The sequence below is a fragment of the Flavobacterium hungaricum genome (genome assembly GCF_015182285.1).
GTDB lineage: Bacteria > Bacteroidota > Bacteroidia > Flavobacteriales > Flavobacteriaceae > Flavobacterium > Flavobacterium hungaricum.
In genome coordinates, this window is record NZ_PRDM01000001.1 from 1,511,047 (window position 1) to 1,532,304 (window position 21,258).

Genomic DNA, 21,258 nt, shown 5'->3' on the forward strand with positions numbered 1-21,258 from the left:
TTTCTTTTACCTTAAAATGCAATAGATTAATAATAATCAAACGAATTTAAGGTTTATAAATTATTTACTTTCTCTTTCGTATTCGTCAATTTTGTCAAATTCCGGATAGTGTTTTCTGGCTTTTGACCACATAAAATAAATTGCCGGAATTACGAATAGGGTTAAGGCTAATGAAAAAATGGTTCCTCCCACAATAACAACTCCCATACCAATTCTACTGGTTGACGCAGCTCCTAGTGACATTGCGATAGGAAGTGCTCCTAAAGCAATCGCTAAACTGGTCATCAAAATTGGACGCAAACGCGCTTCTGAAGCCTCTAAAATTGCTTCCATTTTTGGTTTTCCCTGTTCTCTAAGCTGATTGGCAAATTCTACAATCAAAATACCATTTTTGGTTACCAGACCAATTAACATAACGGTTCCGATCTGACTGAAAATATTCCAGGTTTGATTGAACAGCCATAAAGAGAATAATGCTCCTGCAACTGCCATTGGGACAGTCAGGATGATAATAAGCGGATCGATAAAACTTTCAAATTGCGCTGCTAAAATCAAGAAAATCAACAACAACGCTAATCCGAATGCGAAAGAAGTATTAGAAGAACTTTCTACGAAATCACGAGATTCACCGCTCAAATCGGTTGTAAATGTTTCATCCAAAACTTTTGCTTTAATTCGATCCATTTCTTCGATACCATCGCTGATACTTTTTCCTGGTGCTAGACCTGCAGAAACCGTTGCAGACATATAACGATTGTTATGATACAATTGCGGCGGATTACTTTGTTCTTCTACGTTTACTACATTATCCATCTGGATTAAATCGCCGTTTTTGTTTTTTACAAACATCGAAGTTAAATCTAATGGTTTAGAACGGTCTTTTTGATCAAACTGACCAATTACCTGATATTGTTTTCCGTTTTTAATGAAATATCCAAAACGCTGTCCGCTTAAAGAAAGCTGTAACGTTTGGGCAATATCAATAATCGAAATTCCAAGACTTTCTGCTTTTTCGCGGTCAATACTTACATTGATTTCCGGTTTATTAAACTTTAAATTGACATCGGTTGTCGAAAAAACATCGCTTTTGCCGACTTGATCCATGAATACCGGAATTTTTTCTCTTAGTTTTTCAAAAGTAGGAGCCTGAATAATGTATTGAATCGGCAGACCTCCACGTCTGTTTACTGCAATTGTAGGCTGTTGAATAACAGATGTTTTGGCATCAGGATATTTTTTAGTCCATTTTGATAATTTATCGGCAATATCTTTTTGAGATTTTTCTCTTTCGTCAGGCTGTTTTAAAGAAAGTCTGATAAAACCAGAATTGGTGGCAGAACCTCCAGAACCTCCGGCTGTAATGACCAAACTTACTTTTTTCTCCGGAATAGAATCATCTACCAAATTTGATATTTCCTGCATAAAACGGTTGGTGTATTCATAAGAAGAACCTTCTGGAGTTGTCATACGCATGGTAACAGAACTTCGGTCATCATAAGGTGCTGTTTCTTTTGGCAGAATGGTAAAGAATAAGTAAATGAGTCCAAAACACGCAATCAAAATAGGAAAACTAATCCATTTTTTGTTCATAAAACGAGCTAAAGCATCTGCATAACCGCTGTTTAATTTTTCAAAGAAAGGTTCTGTTTTTACGTAGAATTTGGATTTTTTCTGCTCGCCGCCTTTCATTAAATAAGCATTTAGCATTGGTGTTAAAGTCAAGGATACAAAAGCAGAAATCAATACAGCAGATCCAATAACGACACCAAATTCCCTAAAGAGTCGCCCGACGAAACCTTCTAAGAAAATTACAGGTAAAAATACAGCTGCCAATGTTACAGAGATCGAGATTACAGCATAAAAAATTTCGTTAGAACCTTTAATTGCTGCTTCAATCGGCGACATGCCTTCTTCAACTTTTTTGAAGATATTTTCTGTAACTACAATTCCGTCGTCTACCACCAAACCAGTTGCCAGAACAATCGCTAAAAGTGTTAACACGTTTATAGAGAACCCTAAAAGCCACATAACAAAAAATGTAGCAATTAATGATACCGGAATATCAATTAAGGGTCTGAAGGCAATGGCCCAGTCTCTAAAAAATAAGTAGATAATAATGATTACGAGTACAATAGAAATCCCTAAAGTTTCGGCAACTTCCAATACAGATTTTTTTACGAATTGTGTATTATCCAGCGCGATATTCAACTTGATATCTTTTGGCAGATCTTTTTGTAAAGCTTCGTATTTTTTGTAAAATTCAGACGAAATATCCAAATAATTGGCTCCAGGCATTGGTACAATTGCCAAACCAATCATCGGAAGTCCAGAGGACATTAAAGAAGTTTCAATATTTTCGGGACCCAATTCTGCGCCTCCAACATCGCTTAAACGAACAATTTTATCTCCGTCTGTACGAATGATAATATTATTAAACTCTTCTGGTTTAGAAAGGTTTCCTATTGTTTTTACGGTCAATTCGGTATTGTTTCCGGTAAGTTTACCAGATGGTAATTCGACGTTCTGAGCGTTTAGCGCATTTCGAACATCGGCTACAGTACATTTGTAAGCATTTAGTTTTACAGGATCAATCCACAAACGCATTGCGTATCGTTTTTGCCCCCAGATTTGCACAGCACTAACGCCGGGAATTGTTTCTAAACGCTGTGAAATAACGTTTTCGGCATAGTCACTCAATTCTAAAGAACTTCTGGTGTCGCTTTGAACCGTCATCGAAATGATCGATTCACTATCGGCATCGGCTTTAGAAACAACAGGCGGTGCATCTATATCCTGAGGTAGATTTCTAACGGCTTGAGAAACCTTGTCACGAACATCGTTTGCGGCTTCTTCAAGATTTTTATCAAGATTAAACTCAATAGTAATATTACTGCTTCCCTGGTTGCTAGAGGAAGTGATATTTCGAATTCCGTCAATAGCATTTACTGCTTTTTCCAGAGGTTCTGTAATTTGAGATTCGATAATGTCGGAGTTGGCACCGGTATAATTGGTACGAATAGAAACCTGTGCAGGGTCTATAGAAGGGAATTCTCGAACACCTAAAAAAGTATAACCAATAAAACCGAATAAAATAATCAAAAGATTCAGTACAATGGTTAAGACAGGTCTTCTTATGCTGGTAGTAGATAAACTCATATGTGATTTTGGATTTTAGATCTAAGGTTTTAGATTGTAGATTGCATTTGGAATCTAAAATCTAAAATCTGCAATCTGAAATTACTTAACTTTAACTTTAATTGGGGCGTCGTTTTTTAAAGTCATGACACCGCTTGTAATTAAAGTGTCTCCTGCTTTTAATCCAGATAATACAAGAATGGAAGCATCTGTTCTTGTCGTTGCTTCTACCATTACTTCTTTGGCTTTCCCCATGTTGGCAATATATACTTTTTTACCGCTTTGTACCGGAATAATAGCTTCTGTAGGAACTACAATAGCATCTTTGATAATATTTAAAGGCAGTTTTACATCGGCAAAAGTTCCAGGAAAAAGTTTACCGTCTACATTATCCGCAATTGCGCGAATCTGTAAAGTTCTTGTTTCTACTGCAACTTCTGGCTCTATTGCATAGATTTTGGCGTTGTATACTTTTTGAGATCCAGAAACGGTAAAATCTATTGTCGAACCATTTTGTACTTGTGCAGCATATTTTTCTGGGATAGAAAAAGTGATTTTTAATTTTGAGGTATTCACTAATTTTGCCACCAAAACGGTTGGTGTAATATAAGTTCCAGGAGAAATAGAACGAAGTCCGATTTTTCCAGAAAAAGGTGCTTTTACAGCTGTTTTTGCAATTTGTGCTCTGATTAATTGACTTTGAGCTTGTGCAGAAGCATGATCTGCGCGTGCAATATCATATTCTTCCTGACTGATCGCTTCTTTTTGTAAAAGTAACTTTGCTCTTCTTTCGTTTTCGGCTGTCAGACCTTCTCTGGTCACCGTTTGTCTAAGCTGTGCTTTAAGCTCAATATCATTTACTTTAAATAGAACCTGTCCTTTGCTTACGTTAGTTCCTTCTGTAAAAAAGATACCTTCAACAATTCCAGAAACCTCACTATGAATTTCGACTTGTTCGTTTGCTTCTATAGAACCAGAAAGTGATAAATTGTTATCAAAAGTAGAAGTCTTTACTATAATACCATTTACAGTAGTTGGCATGTCTTTATCGTTAAACTTTTTTGAATCGGCATTTTTGCTTTTGTTCGAAACGATTCTGTAAGCGATGAAACTTCCTATTCCAACTATTAATAGGGTGTAAATGAGGTGTTTTACTTTCATAAAATTGAGGTAAAATGAGGTTTTAGTTTTTTTTTGGTAAGCTTGCAAATTTAACTTTTTGGGGCGAAATCGAAAGAGCTTAGCGTTTATTTAACATTTGTAAGTCCAAAGGTTTTTATTAGACTGTTTAAAGAAGAAAAGGTTTAATTTAAAATTATCTTTTTTTAAACTTTTTATCCTCAAAAATAATTACTCCACCTTATTTTGCTTGTAATCAGGAGGTATCGTAATCTAGAATAAAAAAAAATTAAGTGATTTGTCTGATTTTTTTTGCACTTTATCGATTTTATTTGTAACATTGAAATGTTAAACAAAATTTAAATTTTTTCAGTAATATTTAGCTTTTTAAGTATTTTTATTGTTAAAAAATAATGTTTGAAGTTGTTTTTTAAGATTTTTTACAGGTAGTAATTATTAATTACGTTAACAATTGTTTATCTTTTTCTGTTTTTTCACTGAATAAAAATGAGTTTTTTATGAGAAAAAAAATACTTCTGACATTATGGTTTTTTGGACTAGTGCTGGCAGTCGGTTGTTTGTTCTGGAAAAATGAATTCAGATACAGTCTGCCAACTCCAATACCGCAGCACTACAAAAGCATTGCAATGGGGTCTAAGATAAATCTAGATCAATGCTGTGCCTACGATAATAAACCGATTTTCATTCATTTTTTCAATCCAGACTGTCCGTGTTCAAGGTTTAATGTGCCTCATGTTAGCAGTTTAATTAAAAAATACGGCGATAAAATCAATTTCAAAATTGTGGTTTTAAACAAAGAAAGAAACTTTACAATTCAAGAAATACAAGAAAAGTTTGATGCTCAGATTCCAGTTTATTTTGAAGAATCTATTGCCGAAAAATGTGGTGTTTTTTCTACACCTCAGGCAGTTTTAATGGACGCATCGCATCATTTATATTACAGAGGCAATTATAACAAAACCCGATATTGCACCGATTCTCAGAGTAATTATGCCCAGATGGCGATTGATTCTCTTTTAAGCAAAAATACAGCCCCGTTATTTAACGTCCTTGCACTTAGAGCATACGGATGTTCTTTACCAAAATGCACTAAATAAATCTATCAACTAACCTAAATCTATTAACCTATGAAAAGAAAAGCTAGTTTGAACGAACAAGATTATCTGCACAGTTTTATGGCGACCATGACGCAGAAATCAGATTCTATTATTAATTATGTTTTGATCGCGTATTTCCTGTTAGGCATCGGACTTTCTTTTAAGTACGACACTTTTGAAATTGGAGTCGGGGTCGGAACATTAAATCTTTTAGCGTATTATTCGGCTAAATTTTTTGTAAAAAATTCCAAGTTTTATCAGTACGTTTTGTCTGTGGTTCTGGCGGTTTTTATGGCGCAGTATATTTATCAAATGCACGGCATGTTCGAAATGCACTTTACCGTATTTATTGCCAGCACTATTTTAATCATTTACCAAAACTGGAAACTCCAGATTCCGCTTACCTTATTGGTGGTGGTGCATCACGCTGGTCTGGCGTATCTTCAGAACTTTGTTTACAGCGATGCAAATGGACTTCAGGTTTATTTTTCGCAGGTAAATTTTGATATCGAAACCTTGATTATACACGTAGTTTTAGCGGCCGTTGTATTTTTTATGAATGGCTATTGGGCTTACTATTTTAAAGAACACAGCGAAAATCATATTTCTAAAATTTCAGATGAATACGAAATTGAAAACATGAAATTGGCGTCAGCAAAGTTCAGCTCTATGTCGGCTACAAAAGATTATAACGATTTTATACATAGAACAACATTAGACTTAAAAATGCCTGTTAATTCTGTTTTAAAATTGATTGATGTATCAAAAGGACATACGGATAACGATAAACTGTTGGCTTATCTTGAAATGATGCGTGAAAGTGCCAAAAAAATTGATGATTTGGTGAATGATATTCATGTAAAGTCAACAAATAATAGAAATTAGATTTTAAAAACCAACTTCCCAATCCACAACCTGTTATGTTAAAGTATGATTTACCTGCCGCAGTGCCTACGCTGCATAATTTAAAGAAAACATTGGATGCTTTTGTATCTGATAGTATTACATTAAATTCTATCGAAAAAATTGATGCGGCAGCTGAATTTGCACAAGAAGCGGCAGAGATTTTAAGAAGGTACAGAAATTATTCGCAAGTGCACAATTTAGAATATCAATATCACAAATTGATTCGTATTGCAAGTGATATTCAACATCTGAATTTGACAGACAATAATGAGCTTCTAGAGTGGCTTCAAGACGAATTGGAAACTGTTTTTAATAAAATAAAAAATACGCTGTTTATTCTAGAGATCCAGCTCAATTGAAATTAGAATCATTCATTTAAGAAACGAATTGTATAATTAATTTAATACAACTATTTATGGACGCCAGAATTACTCGCCCAACACCTTCTGAAAGGGAAGTAGATTGGAATAAGAATAAAGTGCTGCTAAGTAAAACAGATAAAAAAGGCACTATTTTGTATGCCAATGAAGACTTTATAGATGTTTCTGGTTATGATGAATTTGAACTTGTCGGCCAGCCTCATAACATTGTACGTCATCCGGATATGCCAAAGGTGATTTTTAAATTTTTGTGGGATAGTATTAAATCGAGTGAAAATATTCATGTAATCATTAAAAACATGGCTAAAACCGGCCATTATTATTGGGTGGTAACCGATTTTAAAATTATTTCTGATACCGATGGCGAAATAATCGGATTTTTTGGAACCAGAAAATCGGTTCCGAATGAGATTATTGTAAAGTTTATAGAACCGTTGTACAAAAAGTTATTGCAGATAGAAGAAACCAGCGGTATACAAGCTTCAGAAGAATATTTGGTTGGTTTTCTAGAAGAACGCAAGAAAACGTATATGGAATACATCGACCATCTTATTGCGACGGGAAAAGATGATAAAAATAAAATAAGCAAAGGTTTCTTCGGCGGTCTTTTTGATAAAAAAGACAGTTCGAAAAAATAATGGTATATGCTTCATTGCATCAGCGGAGATACTTAAAAAAAATTAAATTTGTCCCCCAACAAATCTAATCTCATCGAGTTAATAACATAAGTATTTGGTGCAATGAAGGATATTTTTTTTGTTTCAGATTTCAGGTTTCAAGTTTCGGGTTTCAGGTTTGAAGTTTCAGGTTTGAAGTTTCAGGTTTGAAGTTTCAGGTTTGAAGTTTCAGGTTTCAAGTTTGAAGTTTCAGGTTTGAAGTTTCAGGTTTCAGGTTTCAAGTTTCAGGTTTGAAGTTTCAGGTTTCAAGTTTGAAGTTTCAGGTTTAATTTTCAACCTCAAAATCTTAGCGCCTCAGACTCTTAGACCCTTAGTACCTCAGTACCTTAGAACCTTAGTCCCTCAAACCTAACTAATATAATTCCAAATATTTTTCTTTTTGGTCAATTCAATAAAAACAGCTTTTAAGACCGCATGTTCTGGTTTTTGCATGGCCGAATCTTCTTTGAGCAGTTTCATGGCATAATTTCGGGCTAATGATAAAATTTCTTTGTCTCTTACAATATCAGCAATCTGCAGGTTTAAAACACCGCTTTGCTGTGTTCCCATCAAATCTCCGGGACCGCGGAGTTTAAGGTCAACTTCTGCTAGTTCAAAACCGTCGTTTGTGCGCACCATTGTTTCCATTCTGGTTTTGCTGTCGGCACTTAATTTATGACCTGTCATTAAAATACAATAACTCTGTTCGGCGCCTCGACCCACACGGCCGCGCAGCTGATGCAATTGCGAGAGGCCAAATCGTTCTGCGCTTTCAATAATCATCACACTCGCATTCGGGACATTAACCCCAACTTCAATAACCGTTGTAGCGACCATAATATTTGTTTTGCCCTCAGAGAAACGCTTCATTTCGGCATCTTTATCAGCAGGTTTCATTTTGCCATGCAATATGGAAATCGAATATTGCGGCAGTGGAAAATCGCGCGAAATACTCTCGTAACCGTCCATTAAATCTTTATAATCCATTTTTTCAGATTCCTGAATCAGCGGATATACAATATAAATCTGTCTGCCTTTAGCAATTTCGTTACGAAGAAATTTCCAGACTTTTAAACGATTGGTATCAAAACGATGTACTGTTTGTATGGGTTTTCTGCCAGGCGGTAATTCATCAATAACAGAAATATCCAAATCACCGTATAAACTCATCGCTAAAGTTCTCGGAATAGGAGTAGCAGTCATGACTAAAACGTGGGGCGGAATCTCATTTTTTTTCCATAATTTAGAACGCTGTTCTACGCCAAATCGATGCTGTTCATCAATTACGGCCAAACCAAGATTCTGAAATTTAACTTTATCTTCCAGCAAAGCATGCGTACCGATTAAAATCTGTAAACTGCCGTTTTCGAGTTCTTCGTGAATGATTTTTCGAGCCGCAGTTTTGGTAGACCCCGTTAAGATTTTGATATTAAGATTTAAAGTCTGCGCCAGTTCTGATAAACCCAAAAAATGCTGGTTGGCTAAAATCTCTGTAGGAGCCATTAAACAGGCCTGAAAACCATTGTCAATCGCCAAAAGAATGCTCATAAAAGCAACTATTGTTTTTCCAGATCCAACGTCACCCTGCAAAAGACGGTTCATTTGGGCGTTGCTTCCCATATCTGTTCGAATCTCTTTTATGACCCTTTTTTGAGCATTCGTTAAAGCAAAAGGCAGGTGGTTTTGGTAAAAATCATTAAAAAGTTCGCCGACTTTGGTAAACGGATGTCCTTTTATTTTGTGTTTGCGAATTAAGTTTTTAGTAATTAGCTGCAGTTGAATAAAAAACAATTCTTCAAATTTTAATCGGAATTGTGCTTTCGCTAAAATTTCGGTGCTTTTTGGGAAATGAATATTGAATAAAGCGGCTCTTTTTGGAATCAGTTTTAACTCTTCAATTAAATACGCCGGAAAAGTTTCGGTAAACAAAGCTTGAGTTTCCAAAAAAAGCTGTTCCATTAATTTGTTAATGGTGCGGTTAGAAATTCCTTTGTTAGCCAGTGCTTCTGTCGACGGATAAACCGGCTGCATGGCTGAGCGGAGGCTTTTTTCGTGCTCGCTCAATAACTCAATTTCTGGATGCGCCATGCTGAACTGACTGCCGTACAAAGAACATTTTCCAAAAATTACTAAAGGTTCATTTAGTTTTAAACTCTCGCGAATCCATTTGTGGCCTTGAAACCAATTGAGATCCATCTGTCCGGTTTCGTCAACAAAAACAGCTACAAGACGTTTTTTATTCTTTGCAAATTCAACTGTTTTAATGTTGATTATTTTTCCAATAATCTGTACTTCGCTACCCGTATTCTGCAGTTCGTTAATCTTATAATATCTGGTTCTGTCGATATATCGATTCGGAAAAAAATTGACTAAATCTCCATATTTATGAATACCCAACTCCTTTCGAAGCAACTGGCCGCGACTCGGACCAACACCTTTTAAGTATTCGATAGGGGTTTCTAGGAGATTATTAGACATTTTTTTTTTAATTGTAGATTTTAGTCCCGAAGCCTCGGGATAGATTTTTTGAGTTTTTGGATTTTGGAATTTAAATTTTGAAATATGAAAGTTTTTTTGGAGAAGCGAATATAAACCTTAATTGGCAATTTTGAAAATCAAAGAATACCATTTTAATAAAAGTTATTTTTCTTTTTATTTAAACTGATTTTTTATATTTGATCAGAAAATGAACCCCAAGATACCGTACCTAAAGCAATAACCAAGTGATGGAAAAAGAAAAAAATATTTTTGAAAAAATCAAATTTAACGGCGTAGAATTCATAGTAATAAGCAGAGAAAACGCTCATGAAATTATTGGCGATCTCAGTGATTTTGAAAATGAAAAAATCTATGATGTTTTTGAGGATACCTGGCGTTTTCCTGATGATGAAGATAACGCACTATTTTTACTGGCTGAAAATGATGTCGAAATGGATGTTTTTGAGATGGATTATGCAACCGAAGAACGTCCGGATATTTTTATTTTAGGGTTTATTTTTAAAGGAAACTTAACTGTCAAAAAATGCATCAGCTCTTTTGATACCGATAATTCGCCGGCATTGATCGTTCTTGGAAAAACCACAGCTCCAAATATTATTTTATTTGGAAACCTGCATTATCTGGGTAATGGTTTAGAATGTGAAACGATTATCGGCGAATACAACCACGGCGAACTTATAGTAAAAGGCGAAACTACAACGAAGCTTATTTACAGCGACGATATGCGAATGCGTTTTGAGAATTTTACATCTGTGCAGTCAATTGTTAATTTAAATCGCCCCGATGTATCGATCTGCAGCAGGTTGAGTGATGGCGAAGGATCGATTGTGATTTTAGAAAATTATTTTCCTTCCACTCATAAATTATCAGACATTGCTGCAGATTCTTATGTAGAATATTCGGATTCTTACGACCAGGAAACTTTTACTGCTGATTATTATGAAAAGGTTTTCAAACAAGGACTTTCCTTGATCGACGAGAATAAAGCGGAACGTTATTTATATCAAAATTTCCGTCAAAAATTTCTAAACATGATTACCGAATTGTCTAATAAAGATTATGCGGCAAGCGACGGAAGTTTGTATTATGAAGATGATTACGCAAAGTACAGCTTTGTGCATTTTGTATACGAAGATAAAAATTACACCCAAATTTCGACTACCATTCTCAACGGATTTAATATTAGAATGAGAGCTTTTTTATGTGTAGATACCAATGAAATAGCCCTTTTATTAGAATATTTATACGATGATGAAAGTACAAAATGCCAATGGATGGATAATGAGGATGCACTTGGAATTGAATATTTTGCAGTAAAAAATGCTGTTTTTGAAGCTTTTGAAATCTTAAACGATGAAAAATCTTTTGAAGAGACTGATGATGAAGAGGATTATGATGAAGAGGAGGAGGACGAAGAAGATGAACTCACGTTAGAAGATCTTGAACTGCAGTTTGATAATCGCACTTTGCCAGATGATTTGGTGAAATTATTTGAATTTGAAAAGGAATTTGGTGCTGAAACTTTTTCAGAATGCTTTCGTTTGTACATAATGGATAAAACAGGAATAAAAACCTGGTCTGAAGAAGAAGAATTTTACACTAGTTTTATTGAATTTGCTACCGCCAACGGATCGGGAAGTTCGTATGCTTATTGGTTGACAGATACGGATTTAAATAACTGTCCAATTGTTGTTTTTGGTGATGAAGGGGGGATTCATGTTGTGGCAGCGAACACAAGAGATTTTATACAGCTTTTGAGTTATGATACCGAAATTTCTGTGGATCATGAAAATGCTTATTTCTATAAAGATGAAGATTATTATGAAGAAAGTGAAAACAAAGAAGCCTACGCCGACTGGATCAAAAACACTTATGGATTTGAAGCTTTGGAAAATGATGAAGAGGCAGATCGTATTCTGAATACTGCAAAAGAAAAATATAAAAAGAAACTCAATGCTTTTTTAGAAAAGTTTGATATTGAGACTTTTGATTAACGAAAAAACTAATAAGAAGTTTATTGCGTATATAGTTCAAGAAGGTGATTAGATTAAGTTAATGTTAAGTTATTACTTTGAGACGCAACTGTTTTGGCTGCTGATAATCTTAGTAGTATTAACCTTAAACTTAAATAAAATGAAAAAAGTTGGATTATTGTTTGTTTTAGTATTCTCTTTAGTTTCTTGTTCAAACGACGACGTAAAAATGGAAGGTTTTCCGTCTTTGGAAAGCGGAAGATGGGAGCTTGCCGAAAACATTTCGCTTGTTCCGTATTATAATTCTATAAGTACGCCTCAATACAAAGAAACGTATGTATTTGATAAAGGAAAGTTTTCTAAAACAAGAATTAAAGACAATAAAACAACGACAGTTTCTGGAACGTATACCACAGTAACTACAGCTACTCAAATGAATTTGGAGCTTACTTATACAGCAGCAAATGATTTAATTGAAAGCTGTACCGTTTTAAAAGAAAGTTTATACATTAACAAGGAAGGAAAATTAAATAATAATTTAAAAGATTGTGATCCAACTTTACTTGTTTACACTAAACTTAAATAAAAGATCATTTATTTAAAAAAAAAAATGATTTAAAATATAATAATATTTGATTTTCTGCGTTGGTATACCAATGCTGGTCTTTGAATATAGAAATTAGCACGCTTAACAAAGCAAACCAAACCGATCAAAACCACCTAAATGAAAAGAATAGTAAGTTTATTTATTCTATTTTTAACGCTTGTTTCCTGCTCCAGTGATGAAGCAATAGCAACAGGCGATGTGGATTTTTTTGGAAATTGGAATCTGACAAAAATGTCCTCTGCTTTTACACCGGCGATAAGTTTTTCTGACGGATTGGAGTGGGAAGAGTCATATGATTTTAATGAAAACGGAACTTTTACGAAAACAAGATTAAGAGACAATAAATCCATAACGGTTTCTGGAACTTATAAAGTAACTACAACGCAGAATGAGGTTCAGTTTGAATTAACCTATGAAAAAGACAATGATATAATTGGCACCTGCTCTAAAGATTCTAAAGAGATCTTGTATATCAATTCATCACGAAAATTATACAGCACCTGGCAAAATTGTGACGGACCTGAGCTGGTATATGAAAAAGAGAAATAAAATTTATATAAATTTGTAAAACAAAAAGAGCATTCAATCTGGATGCTCTTTTGTTTTTTAAAACCTTATACAAATGACAACACACTTAGCTTTGTTACGCGGCATCAACGTTTCGGGACACAATATGATAAAAATGGAAGCCTTAAAAGCAATGCTTGAAAATTTAGGGTTTCAGAACATTAGAACCTATCTTCAATCGGGTAATGTTTTTGTGGATACAGACGAAGAAAGTGCAGCCAAAGTTGGTTTTATGATTAAACAGGAAATTTTTAAAGTTTTTGGACATGAAGTTCCTGTGATTGTGATCAATCAGGAAGATCTTGAATTGTGTTTTAAAAACAATCCTTATTTAAAAGAAGATGTTGATACGAAGCAGTTATACGTTTCTTTTGTTTCAATTCCGTTAAAAAAAGAAAGCATTAATGATTTGAAAATAAGTCAGTTTAAACCAGATGAAGCGAGTATTGATGCCAACAGGATTTTTATAAAATATGCCGTAAGTGCCGGAAAAACGAGATTTGATCAAAAGTATATCGAAAAAAAGTTAAATGTAACCGCAACAATGCGAAACTGGAATACCGTGACGAACCTGCTTAAAATGTATACTGAATAAAATAAGCTTTTTTTTGAGGGAATTAATCTCTCAACCATTTTTGCATAACAGGAAATGCTTCTTTGTTCTCTTTAACTGCCTTTTCTTTCCCGAATGTAAGACCAATCCATTCCAGAAAAGGCAAGCCAATATAATTTTCATCATTAAAATTTGAAATCAGCCATTTCGAATCATTTTTATAACCGTTAGGATGAAAAACAAATTCAAGAGGAAAATCAAGATGTTTTGCTGCCGCAAATGACCATAGAATAGCGGCAATTTCTTCACCTGCACTCGGCCATTCTTTAGACATGTTAGCTGTGCCGGCTGCGTTTCTCTCATGAGATGTTGTTACCGCCAAATGTCCGGCTTCATGCAGTATATCACCCGGATAAAGTAATTTTTCGAAATCAATATAAATACAGTTGGGGCCTAAATCTAAACCAGGTAAAAAGGTATCATCTAGTTTTTTTTCAAAGACTTGAATCCCAATTTCATTCAGAAACGCCAGTATTTTTTGAATTTCTAGAGTATGATTTTTATCGGCTGTCATTACACTTTAAATTTAAAGATTATTTAAAATTATTTAGGAATCAAATCGCAATACCAAAAGCCAAAATCAAAAGCAGTAGAATCGGTTGTATCGCAAGCCTTGTTGGAAGATTCTTCAGTTTTTGGTTGCTCGTATTTTCGATATACAATTTCTCCAATTTCAAAATCAATAGGTTTAGAAAAAAGAGGTCCGTCAAAAGTAAAAGTATGAAATTCACCATTTTCACCGCAGACATCTACGTTTTGAGGTAGATCCTCAATAAAATCCTGATCGATAATTCTGCCCACAAAACTCTTATCCATATATTTTTCGTTTACACAGACTACAATAGTTTTGAATCCCAGCGAAATAAATTCTTGAATCAAATCTCGAGTCGGAATTTTCCAAATCGGGAAAACTCCTGTAAAACCAATTCTGGACAATTGCTCTTCACGGTATTTTCGCAAATCTTCCAGAAAAATATCACCAAATACAGAATGCGTAATTCCTTGATTTTTTAATTCAGAAAGTGTTTCCAGCATTACCGATTCATAAATTTCCATTGAAGGCATTTCTGGAATCTGCATGATTTTTAAAGGCAGGTTTAAACTTTCTGCCTGCGCTTTCAGCAATTCGACACGAACGCCGTGCATCGAAATACGCTGGTATTTTTCGTTAACGCTGGTCACCAAAGTTTCGATTTTAAAATCGGAATTTTGTAGTATTTTGTATAATGCAAGAGCAGAATCTTTTCCGCTGCTCCAGTTAAATATGGCTTTGTGAGGTGTAGACACGTTTTTTGATTTTTATGGTAAACATACAAACAATGTTAACAACAAAAAACATTTAAAATCAATACACAGAAATTTTCCGCCCAATACATCGTAGAGACGCACCGCAGTGCGTCTACGCAAAGTATATCGACAACGAAAAACAATTTAATGCGACAAATATTAAACGGAATATCTTTGAAGAATTACACACCTGAGACTCACTGCTGTGCGCCTCTACGATATTGCATGTCGATAAAACGGTTGTCACAAAACATATTATTAAAATATTTATAAATGAAAAATCAACACAAAAAATTCACCTCCATTATATCGTAGAGACGCACCGCAGTGCGTCTACGCAAAGTATATCGACAACGAAAAACAATTTAATGCGACAAAATATTAAACGGAATATCTTTGAAGAATTACACACGTAAGACGCACTGCTGTGCGCCTCTACAATATTGCATGTCGATAAAACGGTTGTCACAAAACATATTATTAAAAATATTTATAAATGAAAATTCAACACAAAGAAAATCACCTCCAGCATATCGTAGAGACGCACCGCAGTGCGTCTACGCAAAGTATATTGACAACGAAAAACAATTAATGCGACAAAATAGTAAACGAAATATCTTTGTGGAATTACACACGTAAGACGCACTGCTGTGCGCTTCTACGATATTGCATGTCGATAAAACGGTTGTCACAAAACATATTATTAAAAATATTTATAAATGAAAAATCAAAACACAGATATTTTCCGACCAATACATCGTAGAGACGCACCGCAGTGCGTCTACGCAAAGTATATCGACAACGAAAAACAATTTAATGCGACAAAATATTAAACGGAATATCATTGTGGAATTACACACCTGAGACGCACTGCTGTGCGCCTCTACGATATTGCATGTCGATAAAACGGTTGTCACAAAACATATCATTAAAAATATTTATAAATGAAAAAATCAATACACAGAAATTTTCCGCCCAATATATCGTAGAGACGCACCGCAGTGCGTCTACGCAAAGTATATCGACAACGAAAAACAATTTGATGCGACAAAATATTAAACGGAATATCATTGTGGAATTACACACGTTAGACGCACTGCTGTGCGTCTCTACGATATTGCATTTCGATAAAACGGTTGTCACAAAACATATTATTAAAAAAATTTATAAATGAAAATTCAACACAAGAAAATCACCTCCAGCATATTGTAGAGACGCACCGCAGTGCGTCTACGCAAAGTATATCGACAACGAATAAGACAATATAAACGGAATATCATTGTGGAATTATACACGTAAGACGCACTGCTGTGCGCCTCTACGATATTGCATTTCGATAAAACGGTTGTCACAAAACATATTATTAAAATATTTATAAATGAAAAATCAACACAAAAAATTCACCTCCAGCATATCGTAGAAATACACCGCAGTGCGTCTACGCATAGTATATCGACAACGAAAAACAATTTAATACGACAATATAAACGGAATATCTTTGTGGAATTACACACGTAAGACGCACTGCTGTGCGCTCTACGATATTTTATGTCGATAAAACGGTTGTCACAAAAACATATTATTAAAAATATTTATAAATGAAAAATCAACAGAAAGAAAATCACCTCCAGTATATCGTAGAGACGCACCGCAGTGCGTCTACGCAAAGTATATCGACAACGAAAAACAATTTAATGCGACAGTATAAACAGAATATCATTGTGGAATTACACACGTGAGACGCACTGCTGTGCGCCTCTACAATATTGCATGTCGATAAAACGGTTGTCACAAAACATATTATTAAAAATAATTATAAATGAAAAATCAACACAAAGAAAATCACCTCCCAGCATACCGTAGAGACGCACCGCAGTGCGTCTACGCAATGTATATCGACAACTAAAAACAATTTAATGCGACAAATATTAAACGGAATATCTTTGTGGAATTACACACCTGAGACGCACTGCTGTGAGCCTCTACGATATTGCATTTCGATAAAACGGTTGTCACAAAACATCTTATTAAAAGTATTTATAAATGAAAAATCAACGCAAAGAAAATCACCTCGAGCATATCGTAGAGAGGCACCGCAGTGCGTCTACGCAAAGTATCTCGACAACGAAAAACAATTTAATGCGACAATATAAACGGAACATCTTTGTGGGATTACACACGTAAGACGCACTGCTGTCCGCCTCTATGATATTGCATGTCGATAAAACGGTTGTCACAAAACATCTTATTAAAAGTATTTATAAATGAAAAATCAACACAAAGAAAATCACCTCCAGTATATCGTAGAGACGCACTGCAGTGCGTCTACGCAAAGTATATCGATAACGAAAAACAATTTAATGCGACAATATAAACGGAATAGCATTGTGGAATTACTCACCTGAGAACCGCTTCGGTGCGCCTCTGCGATATTACATGTCGACAATCGGAATTAAATTATGAAATAAAAGTAGTACATAAACTCAATTTTGTTTCATCATTATTAATAACTTTGAAATCTTACACGCCGAAAATGTCATTATATAAAGAAAAATTTAAAACAGATTCCCATAGACTCAAAAATTGGGATTATTCAAATGAAGCCGTTTATTTTATTACGATTGTAACTCAAGATCGGAAATGTATTTTTGGATCTATTGTAGAAGATAAAATGGTTTTAAATGAAAATGGAAAGATTGTTGAAACAGAATTATTAAAATCAATTAAAATCCGTAAAAATTGGTTTTTTCATAATTGGGTAATAATGCCCAATCACATTCATTTATTAATTGAAATTCAAGATAAAGAAAATCACAGCCATGATAGTGTAGAGACGCACAGCAGTGCGACTAAACAAAGTTTATCGACAACAGAAAATACAATTTCAAGTGAAGCAAAATTTTCAAGAAAAACTAAATCCATTTCTTCATTTGTTGCTATATTTAAATCGGTAACAACAAAACAAATTGGCAGACAGCAGAAAATATGGCAAGCGAATTACCACGATCATATTGTTCGCAATTATAAAAGATTTGAGATTATTTACAATTATATCAAAACAAATCCGCAGCGTTGGGAAACCGATTCTATAAATTTAAAATTTTAATGAAATACATACTTCTTTTTTTTACAGGATTTCTATTCGCACAACAAACTCAATACGTTGATTTTAAATCGGTTTCTGGACAATTGTCTTTAAATGCAAAAGAAAAAACTATTTCTGGTGCGGTCAGTTATCAGTTTGAAGTTTTAAAGCCATGTGATACTCTTTCGCTTGACGCTAAAAACATGGAATTTTCAAATGTGAAAATCAACGATCAGGAAGTAATTTTCATCAATACCACCAAGCAGTTAAAAGTTGTTTTTCCTTTTGCAAAAGGAGAAAATCACTTGGCGTTTACTTATACTGCAAAACCCAAACAAGCATTGTATTTTGTTGCTGTTGAAAATGATGAAGTTCAAATCTGGACACAGGGGCAGGGAAGATACACCAGCAATTGGTTTCCGAGTTTTGATGATGTAAATGAAAAATTGATTTTTAATCTCGGTATTTCTTATGATAAAGACTATCAGGTAATTTCAAACGGAATTTTAAAAGAAAAAATAGTAAACGGCGACAAAATACATTGGCAGTACCAGATGGAAAAACCAATGAGTTCTTATTTGCTGATGCTCGCGATCGGAAAATATGATAAACGAAATTTTAAATCCAAATCAAAAATTCCGTTAGAATATTATTATGAATCTAAAGATGCAGATCGTTTTGAGCCGACTTATCGTTATTCTAAAGTTATTTTCGATTTTCTTGAAAAAGAAATTGGTGCAAAATATCCATGGCAGATTAACAAACAAATTCCGGTTCGTGATTTTCTGTATGCTGGAATGGAGAATACTACAGCAACTTTATTTACAACACGTTATGTGGTAGATTCAATCGGATTTATAGATCGAAACTACACCAATGTCGATGCACACGAATTGGCACACCATTGGTTTGGAGATTTAATCACAGCAGAAAGCAGTACTCATCATTGGCTTCAGGAAGGTTTTGCAACTTATTATGCGTTACTTGCCGAAAGAGCAATTTATGGCGACGATTATTTTTATTCTAAATTATACGATACGGCGCAACAGATCAAATTTGCTTCTAGAAGCGATACTATTCCGGTTTTAAATGCCAAAGCGAGTTCGCTTACTTTTTATGAAAAAGGGGCTTGGACGCTCTTTGTACTTCATGAATCTATTGGAGACAAAGCGTTTAAAAAAGCAGTCAAAACCTATCTTAACAAATATGCTTATCAAACTGTAAACACACAGAATTTCTTTGACGAAATTAAAAAAGTGTCTGATTTTGATTTAGAAAAATTTCAAAAAACATGGCTTGAATCAACCCTTTTTGATACGCCTACAGCCAATGCTTTGCTGAGTAAAAATAAAACCATACAAAAACGTCTGGAGATTGATAAGTTGAAGAAAACGCCATTGGCAGAAAAGAAGGAAATTCTTAACGAGACTTTAAATTCGAATGTTCATTTTTCTGTAAAAAAAGCAGTTGTAGAACAGCTTGAAAACGAAAAATACGAAGCAAAAAAAGAACTTTTATTCTTGGCGTTAGAAAGTAAAAATCTTCAAGTTCGCCAGAGCGTGGCAGAAACAATGACCAATATTCCAGAAGATTTCAGGTTAAGTTATGAAACTTTGTTAGACGACAAATCGTATCAGACACAAGAAATTGCATTGTATTGGCTGTGGAGAAATTTTCCTGATCATAGAAAAGAATATCTGGACAAATCGCAAAACTGGATTGGTTTTAACGATTATAATCTTCGCACATTATGGCTGTCGCTTGCTTTATCAACTCCAAATTATGCACAACAGCGAGAACCTTTGATTGCCGAACTCATTTCTTTTTCGTCAACAAAATATGAAGCCACAACGAGACAAAACGCATTAGAAAAGCTGATTGCTTTTAAAATTATTAACGATCAGGTTTTGAGTAATTTAGTTGCTTCTACCACGCATCATATGTGGCAGTTTTCAAAGTTTGGAAGAGATACTATTCGACTTTTATTAAAAAATTCTGAAATGCGTGCTTCATTTGAGAGAATTTTAACTAATTTGACCCCCGATGAACAGTTTCAGCTGAATCGACTTTTAAAAGAATAATTTAGAATTAAGATTTTAGAATTTAGATTTTAGATTTTAGAATTTAGATTTTAGAATTTAGATTTTAGAATATAGAATATAGAATACGGACTATAGATTTTTAAGGAATCTAAAATCTACATTCTAAAATCTAAAATAAAGATAAGAATATAGATTTTTAAGGAATCTAAAATCTATAGTCTACAATCTAAAATAAAGATAAGAATATGGATTTTGCAATTAATCTAAAATCTAAAATAAAGATAAGACTATAGATTTTTAAGGAATCTAAAATCTACATTCTAAAATCTAAAATAAAAATAATACCACATTAACATTTTATGAGAGCATTAGTTATTTCTGGTGGCGGCAGTAAAGGCGCATTTGCCGGCGGTGTAGCCCAGTATTTAATAGAAGAAAAAAGACATGAATACGATCTTTATTTAGGAACATCTACAGGAAGTCTTTTGATTCCGCATTTAGCTCTCGGACATATTAAAAAAATACATTCTGTATATACTAATGTCACCATGAGCAGTATTTTTAATATCTGCCCGTTTGTGGTCAAAAATAAAAATGGTGTTGACATCGTTACCATTAATCACTTTAATGTAATCCGACAATTTTTTAAAGGAAAAAGAACTTTTGGCGAAAGCAAAGGTTTAAAAAAATACATTCAGAATAATTTTTCGCTTTCTGATTTCAATAAGCTTAAAAAATTAAAAACAGATGTTGTTGTTACGGTAACCAATTTTACCAAAAACGAATCAGAATACAAATCGGTAAAAGATTGTACCTACGAGGAGTTTTGCGAATGGTCTTGGATCTCGAGTAACTATGTGCCATTTATGAGTCTGGTCGAAAAGAATAATTCTGAATACGGTGACGGAGGTTTCTCCAGCTTAGTGCCAATACGAGAAGCGATCAATCGTGGCGCTACTGAAATTGATGTAATTGTTTTGGAAACCGAAGTCAATACCACTAAAACAGTTATTGGTAAAAATCCTTTTTCTTTGATGATTGATTTGTTTCGAATAGCTTTAGATCAGGTTGAAAAACATGATATTGCTATAGGAAAACTTATGGCAAATAATAAAGATGTAAAGCTTAACTTATATTACACTCCGATAAAACTTACCGATAATGCCCTCATTTTTAATAAAGATGTAATGAAGGAATGGTGGGAACAAGGTTATGAATATGCGCAGAATAAGTCTGAGGTTATGAGCGATAATAGAAAAATGTAGAAACAA

At 34.2% G+C, this 21,258-nt stretch carries 16 protein-coding genes; 11 read left to right on the forward strand and 5 right to left on the reverse strand.

The features are described 5' to 3' along the window. Positions 1-60: 60 nt before the first annotated feature. Positions 61-3,156, reverse strand: coding sequence for an efflux RND transporter permease subunit (locus C4F50_RS06405; RefSeq protein WP_193845575.1), 3,096 nt, complete (start codon positions 3,154-3,156; stop codon positions 61-63). Positions 3,157-3,237: 81 nt separating this feature from the next. Next, complete coding sequence (locus C4F50_RS06410) at positions 3,238-4,296, reverse strand: efflux RND transporter periplasmic adaptor subunit (RefSeq protein WP_193845576.1); 1,059 nt, start codon at positions 4,294-4,296, stop codon at positions 3,238-3,240. 476 nt (positions 4,297-4,772) lie between these two features. On the opposite strand from C4F50_RS06410, the gene C4F50_RS06415 reads away from it, so the two are divergent. Genes C4F50_RS06415 through C4F50_RS06430 form a run of 4 tightly spaced genes read left to right on the forward strand, consistent with a single transcriptional unit; the run spans position 4,773 to position 7,296 of the window. Further along, on the forward strand, positions 4,773-5,372 hold the full coding sequence (locus C4F50_RS06415) for a TlpA family protein disulfide reductase (protein ID WP_193845577.1): 600 nt from the start codon (positions 4,773-4,775) through the stop codon (positions 5,370-5,372). Between the two features lie 30 nt (positions 5,373-5,402). After that, positions 5,403-6,257 (forward strand): histidine kinase, encoded by an 855-nt coding sequence (locus C4F50_RS06420; RefSeq protein ID WP_193845578.1) that lies wholly within the window; start codon positions 5,403-5,405, stop codon positions 6,255-6,257. Positions 6,258-6,292: 35 nt separating this feature from the next. Beyond that, complete coding sequence (locus C4F50_RS06425; RefSeq protein WP_193845579.1) at positions 6,293-6,637, forward strand: hypothetical protein; 345 nt, start codon at positions 6,293-6,295, stop codon at positions 6,635-6,637. A 56-nt stretch (positions 6,638-6,693) separates the two neighbouring features. After that, the gene (locus tag C4F50_RS06430; RefSeq protein ID WP_193845580.1) at positions 6,694-7,296 is read left to right on the forward strand and encodes a PAS domain-containing protein; all 603 of its coding nucleotides are present in this window, start codon (positions 6,694-6,696) and stop codon (positions 7,294-7,296) included. Positions 7,297-7,683: 387 nt separating this feature from the next. Here C4F50_RS06430 and recG read toward each other — a convergent pair whose 3' ends face one another. Next, a complete protein-coding gene (gene recG, locus C4F50_RS06435; RefSeq protein WP_348536988.1) occupies positions 7,684-9,804 on the reverse strand; it encodes an ATP-dependent DNA helicase RecG in 2,121 nt (706 codons plus the stop codon). 236 nt (positions 9,805-10,040) lie between these two features. Here recG and C4F50_RS06440 point away from each other — a divergent pair, with 236 nt between their 5' ends. The 4 genes from C4F50_RS06440 (at position 10,041) to C4F50_RS06455 (ending at position 13,555) form a co-directional block, all read left to right on the forward strand. Further along, entirely contained in the window at positions 10,041-11,807 is a 1,767-nt protein-coding gene (locus C4F50_RS06440; protein ID WP_193845582.1) for a hypothetical protein, read from the forward strand. Positions 11,808-11,946: 139 nt separating this feature from the next. Continuing rightward, a complete protein-coding gene (locus C4F50_RS06445; RefSeq protein ID WP_193845583.1) occupies positions 11,947-12,372 on the forward strand; it encodes a hypothetical protein in 426 nt (141 codons plus the stop codon). Positions 12,373-12,510: 138 nt separating this feature from the next. After that, a complete protein-coding gene (locus C4F50_RS06450) occupies positions 12,511-12,942 on the forward strand; it encodes a hypothetical protein (protein ID WP_193845584.1) in 432 nt (143 codons plus the stop codon). 73 nt (positions 12,943-13,015) lie between these two features. Then, positions 13,016-13,555: a DUF1697 domain-containing protein gene (locus tag C4F50_RS06455; protein WP_193845585.1), complete on the forward strand. Its 540-nt coding sequence runs from the start codon at positions 13,016-13,018 to the stop codon at positions 13,553-13,555. Positions 13,556-13,577: 22 nt separating this feature from the next. Here the strand turns inward: C4F50_RS06455 and C4F50_RS06460 are convergent, their stop codons facing one another. Then, positions 13,578-14,087, reverse strand: coding sequence for a hypothetical protein (locus C4F50_RS06460; RefSeq protein WP_193845586.1), 510 nt, complete (start codon positions 14,085-14,087; stop codon positions 13,578-13,580). A gap of 29 nt (positions 14,088-14,116) precedes the next feature. Further along, positions 14,117-14,860 carry a Dph6-related ATP pyrophosphatase gene (locus C4F50_RS06465; protein WP_193845587.1) on the reverse strand — a complete coding sequence of 248 codons (744 nt, stop codon included), beginning with the start codon at positions 14,858-14,860 and terminating at the stop codon, positions 14,117-14,119. A 2,533-nt stretch (positions 14,861-17,393) separates the two neighbouring features. Between C4F50_RS06465 and C4F50_RS06470 the strand changes: the two genes are divergently transcribed. The 3 genes from C4F50_RS06470 (at position 17,394) to C4F50_RS06480 (ending at position 21,252) form a co-directional block, all read left to right on the forward strand. After that, the gene (locus tag C4F50_RS06470) at positions 17,394-17,966 is read left to right on the forward strand and encodes a transposase (protein WP_193845588.1); all 573 of its coding nucleotides are present in this window, start codon (positions 17,394-17,396) and stop codon (positions 17,964-17,966) included. Then, complete coding sequence (locus C4F50_RS06475; protein WP_193845589.1) at positions 17,966-20,026, forward strand: M1 family metallopeptidase; 2,061 nt, start codon at positions 17,966-17,968, stop codon at positions 20,024-20,026. The genes C4F50_RS06470 and C4F50_RS06475 overlap by 1 nt, the downstream gene beginning before the upstream one ends. 320 nt (positions 20,027-20,346) lie before the next feature. After that, complete coding sequence (locus C4F50_RS06480; protein WP_193845590.1) at positions 20,347-21,252, forward strand: patatin-like phospholipase family protein; 906 nt, start codon at positions 20,347-20,349, stop codon at positions 21,250-21,252. Positions 21,253-21,258: the final 6 nt, after the last annotated feature.

Excerpts from the sequence above, each read along its gene's own strand:
- C4F50_RS06405 (WP_193845575.1), bottom strand. The coding sequence starts at position 3,156 with ATGAGTTTATCTACTACCAGCATAAGAAGACCTGTCTTAACCATTGTA.
- C4F50_RS06410 (WP_193845576.1), bottom strand. The coding sequence starts at position 4,296 with ATGAAAGTAAAACACCTCATTTACACCCTATTAATAGTTGGAATAGGA.
- C4F50_RS06415 (WP_193845577.1), top strand. The coding sequence starts at position 4,773 with ATGAGAAAAAAAATACTTCTGACATTATGGTTTTTTGGACTAGTGCTG.
- C4F50_RS06420 (WP_193845578.1), top strand. The coding sequence starts at position 5,403 with ATGAAAAGAAAAGCTAGTTTGAACGAACAAGATTATCTGCACAGTTTT.
- C4F50_RS06425 (WP_193845579.1), top strand. The coding sequence starts at position 6,293 with ATGTTAAAGTATGATTTACCTGCCGCAGTGCCTACGCTGCATAATTTA.
- C4F50_RS06430 (WP_193845580.1), top strand. The coding sequence starts at position 6,694 with ATGGACGCCAGAATTACTCGCCCAACACCTTCTGAAAGGGAAGTAGAT.
- C4F50_RS06440 (WP_193845582.1), top strand. The coding sequence starts at position 10,041 with ATGGAAAAAGAAAAAAATATTTTTGAAAAAATCAAATTTAACGGCGTA.
- C4F50_RS06445 (WP_193845583.1), top strand. The coding sequence starts at position 11,947 with ATGAAAAAAGTTGGATTATTGTTTGTTTTAGTATTCTCTTTAGTTTCT.
- C4F50_RS06450 (WP_193845584.1), top strand. The coding sequence starts at position 12,511 with ATGAAAAGAATAGTAAGTTTATTTATTCTATTTTTAACGCTTGTTTCC.
- C4F50_RS06455 (WP_193845585.1), top strand. The coding sequence starts at position 13,016 with ATGACAACACACTTAGCTTTGTTACGCGGCATCAACGTTTCGGGACAC.
- C4F50_RS06460 (WP_193845586.1), bottom strand. The coding sequence starts at position 14,087 with ATGACAGCCGATAAAAATCATACTCTAGAAATTCAAAAAATACTGGCG.
- C4F50_RS06470 (WP_193845588.1), top strand. The coding sequence starts at position 17,394 with ATGTCATTATATAAAGAAAAATTTAAAACAGATTCCCATAGACTCAAA.
- C4F50_RS06475 (WP_193845589.1), top strand. The coding sequence starts at position 17,966 with ATGAAATACATACTTCTTTTTTTTACAGGATTTCTATTCGCACAACAA.
- C4F50_RS06480 (WP_193845590.1), top strand. The coding sequence starts at position 20,347 with ATGAGAGCATTAGTTATTTCTGGTGGCGGCAGTAAAGGCGCATTTGCC.